General features: G+C 65.6%; 17 protein-coding genes. 12 read left to right on the forward strand and 5 right to left on the reverse strand.

The window, feature by feature from the left end; translation table 11 throughout:
• The first annotated feature begins 1 nt into the window (after position 1).
• From ACPGXI_RS13585 to ACPGXI_RS13600, 4 genes are all read left to right on the forward strand, one after another.
• Complete coding sequence (locus tag ACPGXI_RS13585) at positions 2-1036, forward strand: cellulase family glycosylhydrolase (protein WP_526653717.1); 1035 nt, start codon at positions 2-4, stop codon at positions 1034-1036.
• A 45-nt stretch (positions 1037-1081) separates the two neighbouring features.
• A complete protein-coding gene (locus ACPGXI_RS13590; protein WP_526653719.1) occupies positions 1082-2176 on the forward strand; it encodes an acyltransferase family protein in 1095 nt (364 codons plus the stop codon).
• 617 nt (positions 2177-2793) lie between these two features.
• On the forward strand, positions 2794-5184 hold the full coding sequence (locus ACPGXI_RS13595) for a cadherin-like domain-containing protein (protein ID WP_526653721.1): 2391 nt from the start codon (positions 2794-2796) through the stop codon (positions 5182-5184).
• A 40-nt stretch (positions 5185-5224) separates the two neighbouring features.
• Positions 5225-5743 carry a PH domain-containing protein gene (locus ACPGXI_RS13600; protein ID WP_526653723.1) on the forward strand — a complete coding sequence of 173 codons (519 nt, stop codon included), beginning with the start codon at positions 5225-5227 and terminating at the stop codon, positions 5741-5743.
• On the opposite strand, the gene ACPGXI_RS13605 is transcribed toward ACPGXI_RS13600, so the two are convergent.
• Complete coding sequence (locus ACPGXI_RS13605; RefSeq protein ID WP_526653725.1) at positions 5698-6399, reverse strand: GtrA family protein; 702 nt, start codon at positions 6397-6399, stop codon at positions 5698-5700. The two genes, ACPGXI_RS13600 and ACPGXI_RS13605, sit on opposite strands and share 46 nt — an antisense overlap.
• Positions 6400-6484: 85 nt before the next feature.
• On the opposite strand from ACPGXI_RS13605, the gene ACPGXI_RS13610 reads away from it, so the two are divergent.
• From ACPGXI_RS13610 to ACPGXI_RS13625, 4 genes are all read left to right on the forward strand, one after another.
• Positions 6485-7711, forward strand: a complete 1227-nt coding sequence (locus tag ACPGXI_RS13610) for a 5-(carboxyamino)imidazole ribonucleotide synthase (protein WP_526653727.1) — start codon at positions 6485-6487, stop codon at positions 7709-7711.
• Positions 7708-8208, forward strand: coding sequence for a 5-(carboxyamino)imidazole ribonucleotide mutase (gene purE, locus ACPGXI_RS13615; protein WP_526653729.1), 501 nt, complete (start codon positions 7708-7710; stop codon positions 8206-8208). Before ACPGXI_RS13610 ends, purE begins: the two co-directional genes overlap by 4 nt.
• A gap of 350 nt (positions 8209-8558) precedes the next feature.
• On the forward strand, positions 8559-8786 hold the full coding sequence (locus ACPGXI_RS13620; protein WP_526653731.1) for a ribbon-helix-helix domain-containing protein: 228 nt from the start codon (positions 8559-8561) through the stop codon (positions 8784-8786).
• A 5-nt stretch (positions 8787-8791) separates the two neighbouring features.
• Complete coding sequence (locus tag ACPGXI_RS13625) at positions 8792-9199, forward strand: type II toxin-antitoxin system VapC family toxin (RefSeq protein ID WP_526653751.1); 408 nt, start codon at positions 8792-8794, stop codon at positions 9197-9199.
• 125 nt (positions 9200-9324) lie between these two features.
• On the opposite strand, the gene ACPGXI_RS13630 is transcribed toward ACPGXI_RS13625, so the two are convergent.
• The gene (locus ACPGXI_RS13630) at positions 9325-9465 is read right to left on the reverse strand and encodes a hypothetical protein (RefSeq protein ID WP_526653733.1); all 141 of its coding nucleotides are present in this window, start codon (positions 9463-9465) and stop codon (positions 9325-9327) included.
• 433 nt (positions 9466-9898) lie between these two features.
• Here ACPGXI_RS13630 and ACPGXI_RS13635 point away from each other — a divergent pair, with 433 nt between their 5' ends.
• Both ACPGXI_RS13635 and ACPGXI_RS13640 read left to right on the forward strand, forming a co-directional pair.
• On the forward strand, positions 9899-11068 hold the full coding sequence (locus tag ACPGXI_RS13635; RefSeq protein WP_526653735.1) for an acyl-CoA dehydrogenase: 1170 nt from the start codon (positions 9899-9901) through the stop codon (positions 11066-11068).
• A gap of 137 nt (positions 11069-11205) precedes the next feature.
• Positions 11206-11589 carry a hypothetical protein gene (locus ACPGXI_RS13640; RefSeq protein ID WP_526653737.1) on the forward strand — a complete coding sequence of 128 codons (384 nt, stop codon included), beginning with the start codon at positions 11206-11208 and terminating at the stop codon, positions 11587-11589.
• A gap of 10 nt (positions 11590-11599) precedes the next feature.
• Here ACPGXI_RS13640 and ACPGXI_RS13645 read toward each other — a convergent pair whose 3' ends face one another.
• The 3 genes from ACPGXI_RS13645 to ACPGXI_RS13655 are packed head-to-tail and all read right to left on the reverse strand — an operon-like array spanning position 11600 to position 14610.
• Entirely contained in the window at positions 11600-12385 is a 786-nt protein-coding gene (locus ACPGXI_RS13645; protein WP_526653739.1) for a biotin--[acetyl-CoA-carboxylase] ligase, read from the reverse strand.
• Positions 12386-12404: 19 nt separating this feature from the next.
• Positions 12405-13136 carry a TIGR03089 family protein gene (locus ACPGXI_RS13650; RefSeq protein WP_526653741.1) on the reverse strand — a complete coding sequence of 244 codons (732 nt, stop codon included), beginning with the start codon at positions 13134-13136 and terminating at the stop codon, positions 12405-12407.
• A gap of 1 nt (position 13137) precedes the next feature.
• On the reverse strand, positions 13138-14610 hold the full coding sequence (locus tag ACPGXI_RS13655) for an LCP family protein (RefSeq protein WP_526653743.1): 1473 nt from the start codon (positions 14608-14610) through the stop codon (positions 13138-13140).
• Between the two features lie 66 nt (positions 14611-14676).
• On the opposite strand from ACPGXI_RS13655, the gene rfbD reads away from it, so the two are divergent.
• Both rfbD and ACPGXI_RS13665 read left to right on the forward strand, forming a co-directional pair.
• Positions 14677-15564 (forward strand): dTDP-4-dehydrorhamnose reductase, encoded by an 888-nt coding sequence (gene rfbD, locus ACPGXI_RS13660; RefSeq protein ID WP_526653745.1) that lies wholly within the window; start codon positions 14677-14679, stop codon positions 15562-15564.
• Between the two features lie 41 nt (positions 15565-15605).
• Positions 15606-15755 (forward strand): glycosyltransferase family 2 protein (locus ACPGXI_RS13665; RefSeq protein ID WP_526653753.1); only part of this gene is annotated, 150 nt, incomplete at its 3' end.

Consider the following 15755-nt stretch of genomic DNA (forward strand, 5'->3'; position numbering starts at 1 on the left):
CATGTACCGAGCCCTGCGAAGGCGGAACTTGGCAGCGCTAGCTATCGCTGCCGTGCTGGCGGTGTCGTGCCAGTCTCCGGTCTCGGCTGCGCGGCCGGTGGAAATCGGCATGGGCGTACGCATGATTTTCACCCCCCCGGACGAGGTAGAACGACAGTTTGACCTGATGGCGGAGATGAATATCAAGCTGGTGCGCGTCGATTTCGACTGGTCGGCAATCGAAGGCACCCAGGGGCAATTCGACTGGTCGTATACCGACCGAATCGTCCAGCACGCCAACGAACGAAACATGCGAGTGCTGGCGCTACCGACCTACACCGCCCAATGGGCGCGCCCTGCTGGAACGACAAGTCACGTGCCTCCGCTCGAGGTCGCCGATTTCGCCGTGTTCGTCCGGGCCGCGGCGACGCGTTACGCGCCCCTGGGTGTGCGAAGTTGGGAGATCTGGAACGAGCCGAACAGCAGTGACTACTGGCTTCCGCGTCCGGATGTGGATCGATACAGTGAGTTGTTTCGTGCGGCGGCAGGAGCGATCCGCGAGGTGGACAACTCAGCCACCTTGATCACCGGAGGTCTCACCCGGGGCACTGACACCCCCGACGGTCGCAGAATCTCGCAGACCACCTTTGTCGAGGGGCTCTACCGAAACGGCGCCGCACAGATCGCGGATGCGATTGGGGTACATCCCTATTCGTTCCCGTCGCTGCCCTCGGATTACCCCGGCCAGGTCGGCGGCATCGCCGATCTGCCCGCGCTGCACGCGCTGATAACGCGCCAGGGTGACGGGGACAAGAAGATCTGGATCACCGAGTTCGGTGCTCCCACCGGATCCGCACCGGAGGCGATGTCCGATAGGGACCAGGCCGCATCGCTGTTGCAAGCCCGCCGACTTGCGCAGTCGTGGGACTGGGCCGGCCCGTTGGTCTTCTACGAGCTCCGAGATGCCGGCACCGACCCTTACGAACTCGAGCAGAACTTCGGCGTCCTGCGCGCTGATCTAACCCCCAAGGATGCGGGCATAGCGCTGATGGAGTGAGGGAGTTGTTCTTGTCGGCACTGATTTCTCGTCGACACTGATGTAGTGAGGAAAACAATGCGGGACGGCTCGACAACGACGAAACGCGACTCGCGTCTGGACGTCGCCCGTGGTGTGGCCATCGTCGGGATCGTGCTGGTGCACGTGTTCCGGGGGTTGTACAGCGCGGAAATAGTGGACTCCGCCGACACCATCTTGGTCGACCAGATCGTGGGCTTCTGGAGCCTGAGCGTTTTCGCGTTCGTCGGTGGCACCTTCGTGCCCAGGGGGGTTCGCAAGCGCGGCGTGCCCGGCTACATTCGCGATCGGGTGGTGCAGTTCTTCGTCGTCTACGTGATCTGGACTCTGCTCCAAGGCGGTGTTCAGCTGTTCGCCTCGAGCGCGGTCAACACTCCGCCGTCGGTTGCCGCGCTGTTCTCGCTCTGGCGGCCCCTTGGGCAGCTTTGGTACTTGCCGTTCCTGATCCTCGTCACAGTCGTGTTCGTCCCGATGCAGCCGTGGGTGGGGCGACGTGCTCCATGGATCCTCGGCCTCGCCGCTGTGATAAGCATCGCGTTCTGGGGATTCGACGGCGGCTACGTGGGAACGCAAGGGCTCGGCCTGGTCGTATTCTTCGTTGCGGGGATGGTCATCGGGAGTGAGTCGTTCACGACCGCCCTCGACAGATTCTCGCCTGCGGTTGCCGCCGTGGTCAGTGTGACCCTATGGGCCATCGGTTCTGCGGTGGCGATATTCACCGGTGCTACCGGTCCCACGATCTTCTGGGACGGGCGGACGGTCGCCACGGTCGCGATCGGCGTCGCGGTGGCAGTAGCGACCTCCGCGGCAGCCCTGCTCTTTGGCCAAGCGGCTCGGTCGTGGTCGTGGTTGGCCTTGCTGGGGCGCCGGTCGCTCGAGATCTACCTTGCTCACATCATCATGGCCTCGGGAACCCGAATCGTCTTGGTGCAACTAGGGGTGACCACCACGTGGGTGATCGTTGTCGCCTGTCTTCTCGCGGGAGTGATCGGTTCGGTGGCCGTCGCGTTTGTTCTCCGCCGCGTCGGTCTGGGATGGGTCTTCGACGGGCCGGGTTGGCTGATCAACAAGCCTCCGTCATCCACCCCTCGGCAGGGGCCACCGGTGGCCGGGCCGGCCTGATCGGCGCACCGGCACGTTGAACCGGCTCCGTTTCGCGGAGGCCGGAGCCAGGTTTGTCAACTTTTTTTGCGGCGTGTCCCCTGTGAGTTTTCGACGCGTTGAGTCGATTTTAGCGACGCCAATGCATTCGACAGATATGTAACGAACGCAGGAAATTCCGCATCGGAGAATAGAACTAGCAAACAATTGGCATGCGTCGGGCGAACTCGAAAAGCAACCGGCTGCGGCAAACTGCGATGCGCGCGATCTCCGATTCGGTGGACGGCACTCCGGATTGCACGCAAAATGTCTTGTAAGGCGGTAAATGCCGGTATTTCTGTTTGCGAAACGGGGGATAAATTGTGCGGACGAGTCAGTCCTGGCAAATAGAATCAGGTCCGCAATCGGCCCTTTTTCCGGCGTTTTCCCCCCACTTATCGAGCCATCCGCTATGTAGCAGGTGGGTCGGTGCGGCCGCGTTGGCGTTGGGCCTCGGCTGCGCAACACTTGTGGGACATGGGGCCGGAGTTGCCTACGCCGCGCCCGGTGCTTCCGGACAGCACGCTTCGGATGCTGGCGGGGGTACCTCGACCGGGAGTGCGGACGACAACGACGGTCGAGACGACCGCACGACAACGGTGACGGTTCGCGAGACATCAGGTGCCGAGCGGCCAGACGAGCCGGCGTTCGACTCCGCCGGTTCCGCGGCCGCAGAAGACGATGAAGCGGCTGACATTGCCGCCGCCGAGGACACAGCGTGGCGCTTGAGGCGCGGAGAAGACGATTTCGCGGACGAGGATTTCGCGGACGACGACCTGGCGGAGGAGGATTTCGCGGACGAGGATTTCGCGGATGACGACTTGGCCGACGGTGATTTCGCGGACGAGGATTTCGCGACCGACGGCACCGAGTCAGACTCCACCGTCGCAGGAAGCGCCGCGCGCAAGGAAGATGCGGACGCAGACAATAGCTGGAAGGTCGACGCGCAAGAGGAGTTGTGGGCGGCGGACGCTGCCCAGACTTCGTATTCGACCGATGAAGCTCCCACTGAGGTAACACCCGCTGATGCAACTCCCGTTGCGGCCGTCGCGGAGGTGCCCGAAACTCCAGATCTCGCTGCGGATGCCGGGCGGAGTTCGGCCCAGGCGTCAGTGTCGGCGGCGGTTGATGTTGTTGCCGTGAGCGCACTGGTCGCCGGCGATGCTGATGGGGGCGCTGGTGTTGATGTTGTTGCCCTGAGCGTGGCGGTCGACGACGATGTTGATGAGGACGCTGATGTCGACGGTGTTGCGCTCAGTGCGCCCGTCGCCGACGGCGCTGATGTCGATGTTGTTGCCCTGAGCGTGCCGGCCGACGACGGTGCTGATGACGGTGTCGACGTTGTTGCCGTGAGTGCGCCCGTCGCCAAGGCCTCCGCCGCGGTGGAGGTATCTCCCTTCATGGCGCTGCTGGAAGCGCTGCGCAGCAGTTGGGCTCGCTTTTGGAGCAACAGCGCGCCGACGATGCCCTCTCGTCGAGTGGAGGTCGAACTGGCCGAAGGCGCGGGCGTCAGTGGACCGATCTCCTTCGGCGGCGAGGACGTGGACGGTGACAGGCTGAGCTATTCGGTCGCGGCGAAGGGGACCGAGACCGGCCCCCAGTACGGCACCGTGACCATCGACCAGGCCACCGGCACGTTTATCTACAACCCCGACGACGCACTTACTGGCGCAACGATCACCGACGTGTTCACCGTGACGGTGGTCGACGAGGGATTCCACCTGCGTGGACTGTTGGCATCTCTTAACCCCTTTGCCGAGCGCGGAACGACTGCCACGTTGACTCTCGTCGTCAGTGCCGTCAACGAAGCCCCGAAGGCTGCCGACGACACCTTCTCGGGTATCCAGAACTCTTCGGTGATCGGCAACGTGCTGTCCAATGACACCGACCGCGAGGGTCAAACGTTGACTGCGACTCTCGTCACCAACCCGGAATTCGGTGAGCTGGACTTCAACAGCGACGGCTCGTTCACCTACACCGCGAATGCAGACTTCACTGGAACGGATGGCTTCGCCTACACCGCATCGGATGGCACCAACACCAGCTTGCTGGCTGACGTGACGATCTCGATGGCCGTTATCCCTACGGTCGACACGCCGACGATCGGGGTGCAGGGGCTGTCCTGGTGGCTTGGCCTGTCGGACACAGACACAGACCGTGCGCTGGACATGGCGAAGTCAGTCGGCGTGGAATCCCTGCGGATCGACATCAGCTGGTACGTCGTCGAATACGAGGAGGGCGCGCCAGATTGGTCGCTGATCGATCCGTTGGTTGACAAGGCCGTCGCCCGCGATATCTCAGTGCTCGGAATGCTCTACGACAGCCCGGAGTGGTTGTCGGGCAGCACTGACCCGCATGCCGCGCCGTCGGATCCACAACTGTTCGCAGAGTTCGCTGCCGCCACGGCGACGCACTATCTCGGTCGGATCGATACCTGGGAAATCTGGAACGAACAGAACATCCCGCGGTTCTGGGCCACGCCGGACCCAGTCGCCTACGCGGCGTTGCTGCAGGCCGTATACCCGGCCATCAAAGCTGTCGACCCCTCGGCAACGGTCATCACCGGCGGATTGTCGCCGGATCCCAGCGGGATCGACCCGCTCGCATACGTCGAGGCCATGTACGCGGCGGGTGCGGGCGGATACTTCGACGCGCTCTCCATGCACCCCTACTCCTTCCCGTATCTGCCGACCCTGGATTCGGTGAAGGCCGTCCACGACGTGATGACCGCAAACGGCGACGGCGACAAGAAGGTGTGGCTGACCGAGGTCGGGGCGCCCACGGGGACCTCGCCGTGGGCGGTGAGTGAGGAAGACCAGGCGGAGACCATCAAGATATTCATCGATGCCGCTCGGACCACTGACTACGTCGGTCCGGTGTATCTGTACTCGCTGTTGGACACCGGGACCAGCCTGTCGGATCCCGAGGACAACTTCGGGCTGCTGCGAGGGGACTTCACGCCAAAGCCGGCGTTCGGCGTCTGGCTCTGATCGAGGGGTGTGCTCAGTCCCGGCTGAGTAGAGTGCTGCCGTGGGATACCCGGACAATGTGCTGGCCAAAGACGAACACGTGGTGTTGCATCGCCACCCGCACTGGGGGCGGCTGACGGTACCCGCCCTCGTCCTGATCGTCGCCACAGCGGCGGCGGCGTTCATCGCCGGCTATGTCAACACGCTGGACTGGGAGTCCACCGCCAGAAACATCGTCTTCCTCGTCATCGCCGCGATCTGGCTCATTGTCATCGTCTGGCTGACGGTGTGGCCGTTCCTGAACTGGTGGACCACGCACTTCGTCATCACCGACCGCCGGGTGATGTTCCGGCAGGGTCTGCTCACCCGGTCAGGTATCGACATCCCGCTGGCCCGCATCAACAGCGTGGAGTTTCAGCACGGCCTCATTGATCGCATGCTGCGAACCGGCACGCTCATCATCGAATCCGCGGCTCAAGATCCGATCGAGTTCAACGACATCCCACGAGTGGAACGCGTGCACTCACTGCTGTATCACGAAGTCTTCGACACCCTGGGGTCGGAGGAATCGCCCGGCTGACGCTGCGCCCGCCGGCGCGAGCGCCGCATCGGGGTGACATTGCCGTGGCCGGCCCTCGAACCCAGGCCAGGATCGGCATCGTGCTGATGGCGCGCCTCATAGCCGTCCTCCAGCGCCTCGGCGAAGCCACCGCCGGTGAGCGTGGACTCCAGAGCCTTGTCCGGGTTGCGCGCGAACTCGTCGGGGAACACGAACCGGCGGAACGCCCAGAACCGGAACGCCATCTGCAGCAGGTTGCCCACGATGTAGGCCGAGATGAAGTCGGCGATGTTCTCGGTGGCCAGCGACACCATGGGAACCCGCAGCATCAGCACGTAGCTGGACACCCACAGCGGAGCCATGCTCAGCAGCACACCCACGCCGCTGACCCCGAAGAACAGCAGCGCCTCGTGGTGGCGCTCCCGGCCGCCGCGGTCGCGGAAGCTCCATTCCCGGTTGAGGATGTAGGAGGCGATGACAGCGACGATGCCCGCGATGATCTTGGCGGTCACCGGCTTGGGCTCGAGAATTGTCAGCTTGAGGGTGAAGAAGATGGTGAAATCGATGACGAAGGTGGTCGCGCCGACGATGGCGAACTTGATGAGCTCATGATGCTGCTCGGCATAGGGACGGATCGGCCCCGGAAGGCGCTTGATCGTCGCATCGGCAAAGGACACAAGGTTGGATTCTACGGAACCATCCTCAAACCTTCCCAATCCTAGGGTAACCGCAGGTCAACCACGTGACCCAGGTCATGACACGATGGATCCCGTGACAGCACCCCGCCCCCGAGGCCCTGGTGTGCCCCCTATCGTCGCGATGATCGGTGGGGGACAACTGGCCAGAATGACCCATCAAGCATCGATCGCGCTGGGACAGACGCTGCGCGTGCTGGCCACCGGCCGCGATGACCCGGCCGCGCAAGTTTCGCCCGACGTCGTGATCGGGTCCCACACCGATCTGGCGGCGCTGCGCCGCGCCGCACAGGACGTGACAGTCCTCACCTTCGATCACGAACACGTGCCGACCGAGCACTTGGAGGCTCTGGTGGCCGACGGCGTCAACGTCGCCCCGCCGCCGGAGGCACTGATACACGCCCAGGACAAGCTGGTGATGCGTCGACAACTGGCTGCGTTGGGCGCCCCGGTGCCCCGCTACGCCGCTGTGGCCTCCGGTGGGGAGGCGGAGGCGTTCGCGATGCAGATCGGCGGGCCGGTGGTGATCAAGACGGTGCGCGGCGGGTACGACGGGCGTGGGGTGGTGATGGCCGCCGACGCGGACGACGCTCGTGAGGTGGTGCAACGCTATCTGGCCGACGGGGTGGCGGTCATGATCGAAGAGCGGGTGACGATGCGCCGTGAACTGGCCGCCCTGGTCGCCCGCTCGCCCTTCGGTCAGGGCGCGGCGTGGCCGGTGGTGGAGACCGTGCAACGCGACGGGATTTGCGTGGCGGTGCTGGCGCCGGCGCCTGGACTGTCCGATGAACTCAGCTCGGCTGCCTCGGAATTGGCGTTGCGATTGGCCGCCGAGCTCGGTGTGGTCGGGGTGCTCGCGGTCGAACTCTTCGAGACCATGGAGGGCGCGCTGGTGGTCAATGAGCTGGCGATGCGGCCGCACAACTCGGGCCACTGGACCATGGACGGCGCACGGACCAGCCAGTTCGAACAGCACCTGCGCGCGGTACTGGACTACCCGCTGGGCGACACCTCGCCGACGGCGCCGTGCACCGTGATGGCCAACGTGCTCGGCGCTGATGTTGCTCCGGCCATGTCGATGGACGAACGCCTGCACCACCTGTTGGGGCGGATGCCCGAGGCCAAGGTGCACCTCTACGGCAAGGCCGAACGTCCGGGCCGCAAGATCGGGCATGTCAACCTGATGGGCGACGCCGGTGGCTCCGATGTCGACGCGCTGAGGGAACGGGCAGAACGGGCGGCACACTGGTTGTCGCACGCGCAGTGGACCGACGGATGGGACGGGCACGCATGAACCCACGGGTGGGCTTGATCATGGGAAGCGACAGCGACTGGTCGGTGATGGACGACGCCGCCGAGGCATTGGCCGAATTCGACGTGCCGTTCGAGGTGGGCGTGGTCTCTGCCCACCGCACGCCGGGACGGATGCTGTCCTATGCGCAGGGGGCCGCCGACCGCGGCCTGGAGGTCATCATCGCCGGCGCCGGCGGGGCCGCGCACCTGCCGGGCATGGTCGCCTCGGCGACGCCGCTGCCCGTTATCGGGGTGCCGGTGCCGCTGGCCCGACTGGACGGGCTGGATTCATTGTTGTCGATCGTGCAGATGCCGTCTGGTGTGCCGGTGGCCACCGTGTCGATCGGTGGCGCACGCAATGCCGGGTTGTTGGCCGTGCGAATACTGGGCGCCTCGGATACCGGGCTGCGCGACCGGATGGCTGCTTTCCAGGCCGACCTCGAACAGATGGTGCTGCAGAAGGATCAGGAGCTACGGGAGCGGCTGCTGGGGGAGTAGGGGCTTCAGCGGATGCTCGTGCGTCAGTCGAACAGGCCGCCTTGGCTGGGGTTGCTGTCGAGTTGGTCGGCCACCCATTGTCGGATCGAGGCGTCCGGGTCGTTTCCGGCCAGCGTCTGGACCAATTCATCGTTGCCGCCGGCTAACAGCCGTTTCAGCGCTGCCAGCCGCGGTGTCTTGTGTCCTCAGGTCGACGCCACGTTCAGCACGGTTCGGGCCTGATCATCGTCAAGGTCGTCGGCGACGCGGACGGCTGCGGTCGACTTTGCCCGCGGCGGGCTTACAACCTGGAATGGGGAGTAACTGTGGTGGTGACTGCGAGACCGAAAGCCTGAGGTATGCTGGCATACATGAGGCGCACGACGGTCAAAATCCCTGACGCGTTGGATGCTCGTCTGCGGCACGAGGCTCGGCGACGGAATTTGACGATCTCGGAGGTGAGCCGTGAAGCGCTTGAGGCCTACCTTGGCGTGTCCGGTGGCCGTCGGCGCCTGAACGCAGCGGCTGCCGGCCGTAGCGGCCGTAGCGATGTCTCCGAGCGTATCGAGGAGATTTTGGCTGCCGAGGTAGGACGATAGCGGCAATTGTTGTCGACGCGGGCCCGCTGTATGCCTACGTCGACGCCGACGACGCCCACCATGCGTCGTCGCTTGAGCTTCTGCAGACCCATCCCGGCCCCTTGATCGTCCCGACACTCGTCATCACAGAGGTGGTCTACCTACTGGGTACCCGGCTGGGCGTCGAACCTGAAGTGCGATTCCTCGGCGACTTGGCCGATGGTGTGTTCAGCGTCGAGCCGGTAGCGGCGGGGGATTGGCTGCGGATCGCCGAACTTGTTGCGCGGTACCGAGACCTGCCGCTTGGCGCTGTAGACGCCTCCGTGGTGACCACCGCAGAACGGTTAGGCATCGATGAGATCGCGACCGTCGACCGCCGTCACTTCACCGTCGTTCGTCCATGCCACAGCGAGGCGTTCACTCTCCTTCCGTGAATCCGCCAGGTGCCGGCGGGTCGTTACGGCGGCGGATAGTCACATCATGAACAGGCGGAGCGTTTCTGCGTTGAGACTGCGCTTATGGCGGGAAAGTTCTAGTGGAGCCAGCCGCCAGCGCGACGTCAGCGCAGCGGGGACTCGCAGGCGACCGCCACGGCGAGGGCCTCGTCGAGCAGGGTCGCGTCGGTCTGCCGGGAGCGAAGTAGGCGAGCGGTGTCCAGCAGATCGGCGTCGACGGTAGTGCTCACGCGTATGTGGGCCATGCCACAAGGGTGCCAGGTTTGCCCAGGGGTGTGGTGTTGAAACTGCAGCCCTGGCGGGGTGGTGCGACGCGGGTGCGTCACCTGTGCAGTCTGAATGCCAGCCGCCGGCTACGACGCCTGCAGGACGAGGGCGGGCGAGGTCGGAATAGCTATCATTGACGCCGAAACCGGAAGGTGACCGGTCTGGGCGGCGTGCATGCCGGCGTCGACATTGGCCGATCCGCGTGTCCAACGGCCAGCGCCACTCCAACCGCAATCGCACTGTGCGGTCTGGCGGAAACTACGGCCTGCGATGTAAACCTGCATGATCGAAAAGCTACGGGTGGATACTCAGAATCAACCACGATGGGGCTGAGCCTTTCCTGAGAATGCAGGGACGTCGCCCAGCACCGCGGGCGCGCTAAAGTTACTGACAAGTAGCAAGGAGATGATGATGGCTAGTTGGGCCGGAGATCCGTCGTTCGATCTATTCCAGTTGCCTGAGGAGCATCAGGAGTTGCGGGCGGCGATCCGTGCGCTGTCGGAGAAGGAGATTGCTCCGCACGCCGCTGACGTCGACGAGAACGCGCGCTTCCCGGAAGAAGCTCTGCAGGCGCTCGTCGCATCGGGATTCAACGCGGTGCATGTGCCCGAGGAGTTCGGCGGCCAAGGGGCGGACTCGGTGGCCTCCTGCATCGTCATCGAGGAGGTCGCCCGCGTCGACGCGTCGGCCTCGTTGATTCCGGCGGTCAACAAGCTGGGCACCATGGGCCTGATCCTGCGCGGCTCCGACGAGCTGAAGAAACAGGTGCTGCCCTCGATCGCCGACGGGGAGGCCCTAGCTTCCTACGCGCTGTCCGAGCGCGAGGCCGGCAGTGACGCTGCGGCGATGCGCGCCCGCGCCAAGGCTGACGGCGACGATTGGATCCTCAACGGCACCAAGTGCTGGATCACCAACGGCGGCAAGTCGAGTTGGTACACCGTGATGGTGGTCACCGACCCCGACAAGGGCGCCAACGGCATCTCGGCGTTCATGGTGCACATCGACGACGAGGGCTTCACCATCGGGCCCAAGGAACGCAAGCTGGGCATCAAGGGTTCGCCCACCACCGAGCTGTACTTCGAGAACTGTCGGGTGCCCGGCGACCGCATCATCGGTGAGCCCGGCACCGGGTTCAAGACCGCGCTGGCGACGCTGGACCACACCCGCCCGACCATCGGCGCCCAGGCCGTCGGTATCGCGCAGGGTGCTCTCGACGCAGCGATCGAATACACCAAGGACCGTAAGCAGTTCGGCAAGAGCATCGCCGACTTCCAGGCGGTGCAGTTCATGCTCGCTGACATGGCGATGAAGGTGGAATCGGCCCGGCTGATGGTCTACACCGCCGCGGCCCGCGCTGAACGTGGCGAGGGCAACCTCGGGTTCATCTCCGCGGCATCGAAGTGCCTGGCCTCCGATGTGGCGATGGAGGTGACCACCGATGCGGTACAGCTGTTCGGCGGTGCGGGCTACACCGTCGACTTCCCGGTCGAGCGAATGATGCGCGACGCCAAGATCACCCAGATTTATGAGGGCACCAACCAGATTCAGCGCGTGGTGATGAGTCGCGCCCTGCTGCAGTGAGTCTGTTGCCGCGAGATAGCACTCTGGGCAGCGATTTTCGGCGGAAAGCAGCCATGGCTTCTCACTGGCGAGTTGATGCCGCGATCGCTGCAAATCGGTGAGCGTCGGTGTCGGGGATCGGCGGTAGAGTCGGTTCCATGGAGTCCGACGATCTGGAGCCACGCGTCGCCGCCCTCGAAGACCAGGTGCGCGATCTGAACGGGCGGGTGCAGGCGAATCAACAGGATGCCGCGGCCGCCCGGGTGCTTGCCGGCGCCGCCGATCGCGATGTCGGCGAGATCGGCGGTGAGTTGCGGGACTTCCGTCGGGCCGCGACGGCGAGCTTCAATGCGATGCGGCAAGACTTCGTCGATCTGCGGGAAGACTTCGTCGATCTGCGGGAGCACGTCGATCGGGGATTCCAGCAGGTCGACCGGGGTTTCGCCGAGATGCGTGGAAGGTTCGACGGCACGGAGGCCGGTTTGCAACAGATCGCCGATCGCCTGCAGGTGGTCATCAACGATCGTGGATCAGACAACTAGGTTTCTGAAGCTAGGTGCCTGAAGCCGGCCGCAGGTGGGTGATGTCGCCCGCCGATACCGTCACGACCGTCCCGGCCTCGTCGATCAGCAGTCGGCCGCTGTCGTCGATACCCGTTGCACACCCGACGATTTCGGAATCGCCGGGCAGGGTCGCACGCACCCGGGTCCCGATGGTGGTGCTGAGACTGCGGTAGTCGGCGGCCAGCGCGCCCACGTTCGCGGCACGCCACTGGTCCAGCCGATCGCTCAGCGCTGCCAGCAGCGACAGCGTCAACGTGGTGCGGTCGGCGTCCCGGCCGAGCATGCGCAGCGACACCGCATTCGGATCCGGGAGATCGTCGGCGGTCAGGCTCACGTTCACGCCGAGACCGACCACGATGGTCGGGGCGGACACTTCGGCCAGTATTCCGGCCAACTTGCCGGTGCCGACCAGGACATCGTTGGGCCACTTGAGGCCCGCGTCGATGCCGAGGTCCCGGACCGTGTGGGCCACGGCCAGCCCGGTCAGCAGCGGCAACCAGCCCCACCGTTCGGGTGCCACGCCGCTGGCGCCGACCCCGACCGACATCGAGATCTGCGAGCCCGCCGGCGCCGACCAACTGCGACCGTGTCGGCCGCGCCCCGCGCTCTGATACTCGGCCAGCAGCACCGCACCGGAGATGTCCTCACCGGCGCCCGCCCGGGCAATCAGGTCGGCATTCGTCGACCCGGTCTGGGCGACCACGTCGACGCGGCGCCAACCGGTTCCCGAGACCGCGGAGCGCAGCACTTCGACATCCAGGAGGGAACGATCCACGGCATCGAGGGTACGGCGGTCACGGCGACCCGCGGGTCAGCTTCTCGGTCTGACCCCGGCGCTCCAACAAAGCGGGGTCGGGATTCGCCACCTGTACCAACGATGCGCCAACGGCATACGGCGCGAGCAGGTGATCGATGACAGCATCAGAGCTATCCCAGCCCGCCGAAGACATGATCCGATCCGTGGCGGTCAACCCTTGGGTGGCGGCGGAGGCCTGCGCCGCGGCCAGCACATCGGCGACCGACCGGCCCGCCAGCGCGGCACCGGGGTTGCGCTCGGGCACGATCTGATCGCCGTGCACCCGCACCGAGGTCGCGTAGTCGGTCACTCCGACGGGCAGATCGGGCACCGGCTTGCCGAATGCATCCAGCGACAGCACGACCACCTCACCCATTCCCGGTTCAACGGCAGCGTCGGCTTCGTCCAGCCGGTCTGCCGTGCACAGCGCCATCTCGCATGCGGGCCCGTCCACACCCCGGTCTAACACGACTTCGCTGCCGATCCACCAGATCCCGAACAACACCGCCGCGGTCTGCCAGTGGGCCGGCAGCAATACTGCGACCCGACTACCCGGCATGGCGCCCAGCTCGTCACGCAGCAGGTTGGCGGTCTTGGCCGCCCAATTGGCCAGCGTGGCGGTGGACAGTTCGACGCGCTCGCCGGTGGCGTCGTCGTAATAGGTGATCCGTGGCCCGGCGGGGTTGACCGCCATGAGCGGATCGAGAATGGCCGAGCTGACTGTCGTCACCTCAGTTGACGCACGCAGGATCGTTGGAGCCGGCAGTGATGATCGGCGACGGCTCGGCAGCAGCGGCCATCTGGGTATAACCCATCGACGGGTCATCCATCGACAGCGTGACGTCGGTGCCGTCCAGCCCGGAACCGGGCCCGGTGTAATCATCGGCCAGCACCACCCGCACCGAACCCGGCGATATGGATGAGTCCTCGGCCACCGAGAGCCCACCGAGATCCTCCGCGACCGCCTGGGCGCCCAGGTCGTCGGCGGTGGCGGCCTGGACCTGGCTGCCCGTCACCTCGGCGCCCCCGTGGTTGCCCACGCTGCCCTTGGCGAAGCCCTTGACCGACAAAACGTGCGACACCGCCGCCGCCAACCCGTTGATGTCGGTGTCGTTCATGACGTCGACCGTGGTCTTGTCCGGGGTGTAGGCCAGCTCCTCGGTTTTTCCCTCGTCCTGGTCGTTGAGCAGGCTGGTCACCCAGTCCCTGACCTCGTGCGGGTCGACCCGCACCACACTCTGCATGCTGTCGTCGCTCCAGCCCGCCTCCTCGACGATCGGGATGGTGGCGAACGCGACGTTGCCCGCGGCGAGCTCCTGCAGCTGCTCGACGAAATCCATGACGTCCCAGCCGTCGGAGAGAACCACCGACCGCTGCACCGCCTGCTGCAGCCGATCCAGCGTCCGCGGGCTCGACAGCGTCTTGCTGGAAATCACCTCATGGGCCAGCGAGGCCATCACCGCCTGCTGACGCACCACCCGGTCCAGGTCGCCGCGGGGTAGGTCGTGACGCTGCCGGACAAAGCTCAGCGCCTGCGGACCGTCCAGCTTCTGCCAGCCCGCCGGGAAATCTGCACCCGAAAGCTGTTCGTAAACAGGAGCATTGAGGCAGACGTCGACGCCACCCAGGGCGTCGGTGATCAACGCGAACCCGAGCAGGCCGATCTCGGCGTAATGGTCGACGGTGACACCGGTGAGGTTGGCGACCGTCTTGATCAGTTCCTCACGCCCGGCAGCGGTGGCTTCCACCTCGGCGGCTGCCGGGTCTTCGCCCTGCTCTTCGACGAGTTCCTTGAGCATCTCCAGATGCACCGAGCCGTACACGCCGTTGATCTTCATCTTCCCGATGCCCGGGGCCTCCACGTAGGAGTCGCGCGGGATGGAGATCGCTGTGGCCGACTGCCCGTTGTTCGGGATGCGCACCAGGATGATGGTGTCGGTGTTGGTCGCGTCTTCGTCCCCAGCGCGCAGGGTCGCCAGCTCCTGCTGGGACAGCGGGTTGCCGTGCGCGTCGGTCCGGCTGTCCATTCCGACCAGCAGAATGTCGATCGCTCCGTCGTCGCCGCCCTCGCCGAGCCCGATCGGGTTGATCTGGTTGATGCCGGATTCGAATGCGCGGATCTGGGCCCACGCCAGGCCGGTACCCACGACGACCGCCAGCGCCACGGTCATGGAAATGACACGCATCAGCTGAGCCGCAGGCATTTGCCCAGGCTACTGGTGCGGGCCCCTGAGACCGGGGAGCCGACGTCGGCGTGCCAAACTCAGCTGATGCCCTTCCACTACTCAGGCCGCATCGTGATCGCCGGAGCCGGCGGCCTGGTGGGGCGTTTTTTGGCAGGTCAGGCCGCCCTGCGGGGCCATGACGTGCTGGCCCTGGCGTCCTCGGAGTGGGACATCACCGACGGCGCGGCTGCTGAACGTTTCATCGACGCCGGCGACGTCGTCGTCAACTGTGCCGGTTACACGCAGGTCGACGCCGCCGAGACCGATCCCGAGCGCGCGGCCGCCATCAATACTGCCGGCGCGGAAAACGTGGCCCACGCCTGCGCGCGCGCCGGGGCCGATCTGATCCACCTGTCCACCGACTACGTCTTCAGCGGCAAGTTCCCCGACGGGAATCCGCGGCCCTACGACATCGACGACGAAACCGGGCCGCTGAGCGTGTACGGCCGCACCAAACTGGCCGGTGAGTTCGTGGTGCTGTCGGCGATGCCGGAAGCCAACGTCGTTCGCACGGCGTGGGTTTATGAAGGCGGCGACGGGTCGGACTTCGCCGCGGGGATACGGAGGGCGGCTTTGGGGTTGGAGGGGTCGGGCACCGTGGACGTGGTGGCCGACCAGATCGGGTCGCCGACCTACGTGGGCGACCTCTGTGCTGCGTTGGTGGAGATTGCCGAGGGCTCCATCCGCGAGCCCGTGCTGCACGCCGCCAACGTCGGCGGTGCCAGCCGCTTCGAGCAGGCGCAGGCGATTTTCGAAGAGGTCGGCGCTGACCCGAACCGGGTGCGGCCCGTCGGCAGCGACCAACACCCTCGTCCCGCGCCGCGCCCGATGTACTCGGTGCTCTCCGAGGTCAAATCTGCGGCCGCCGGGCTGACGCCGCTGCGTCCGTGGCGGGACGCGCTGGCTGAGGCGCTGGGCAAGGCCGGCGCCTGAGTGCCCGCTACCCTCAACGCCGTGGGATTGGCAGCGCAGGCGTGAGCGACGAACTGTTCGTCGTCACGGTGACGTATTCGCCGGGCCCGCACCTGGATCGGTTCCTCGCCTCGCTGGCCCACGCGACCGACCGCCCCGTGACGGTCATCATGGCCGACAACGGCTCCACCGACGGCGCGCCCGAAGAGGCC

It is taken from the genome of Mycobacterium sp., assembly GCF_049608025.1.
GTDB lineage: Bacteria > Actinomycetota > Actinomycetes > Mycobacteriales > Mycobacteriaceae > Mycobacterium.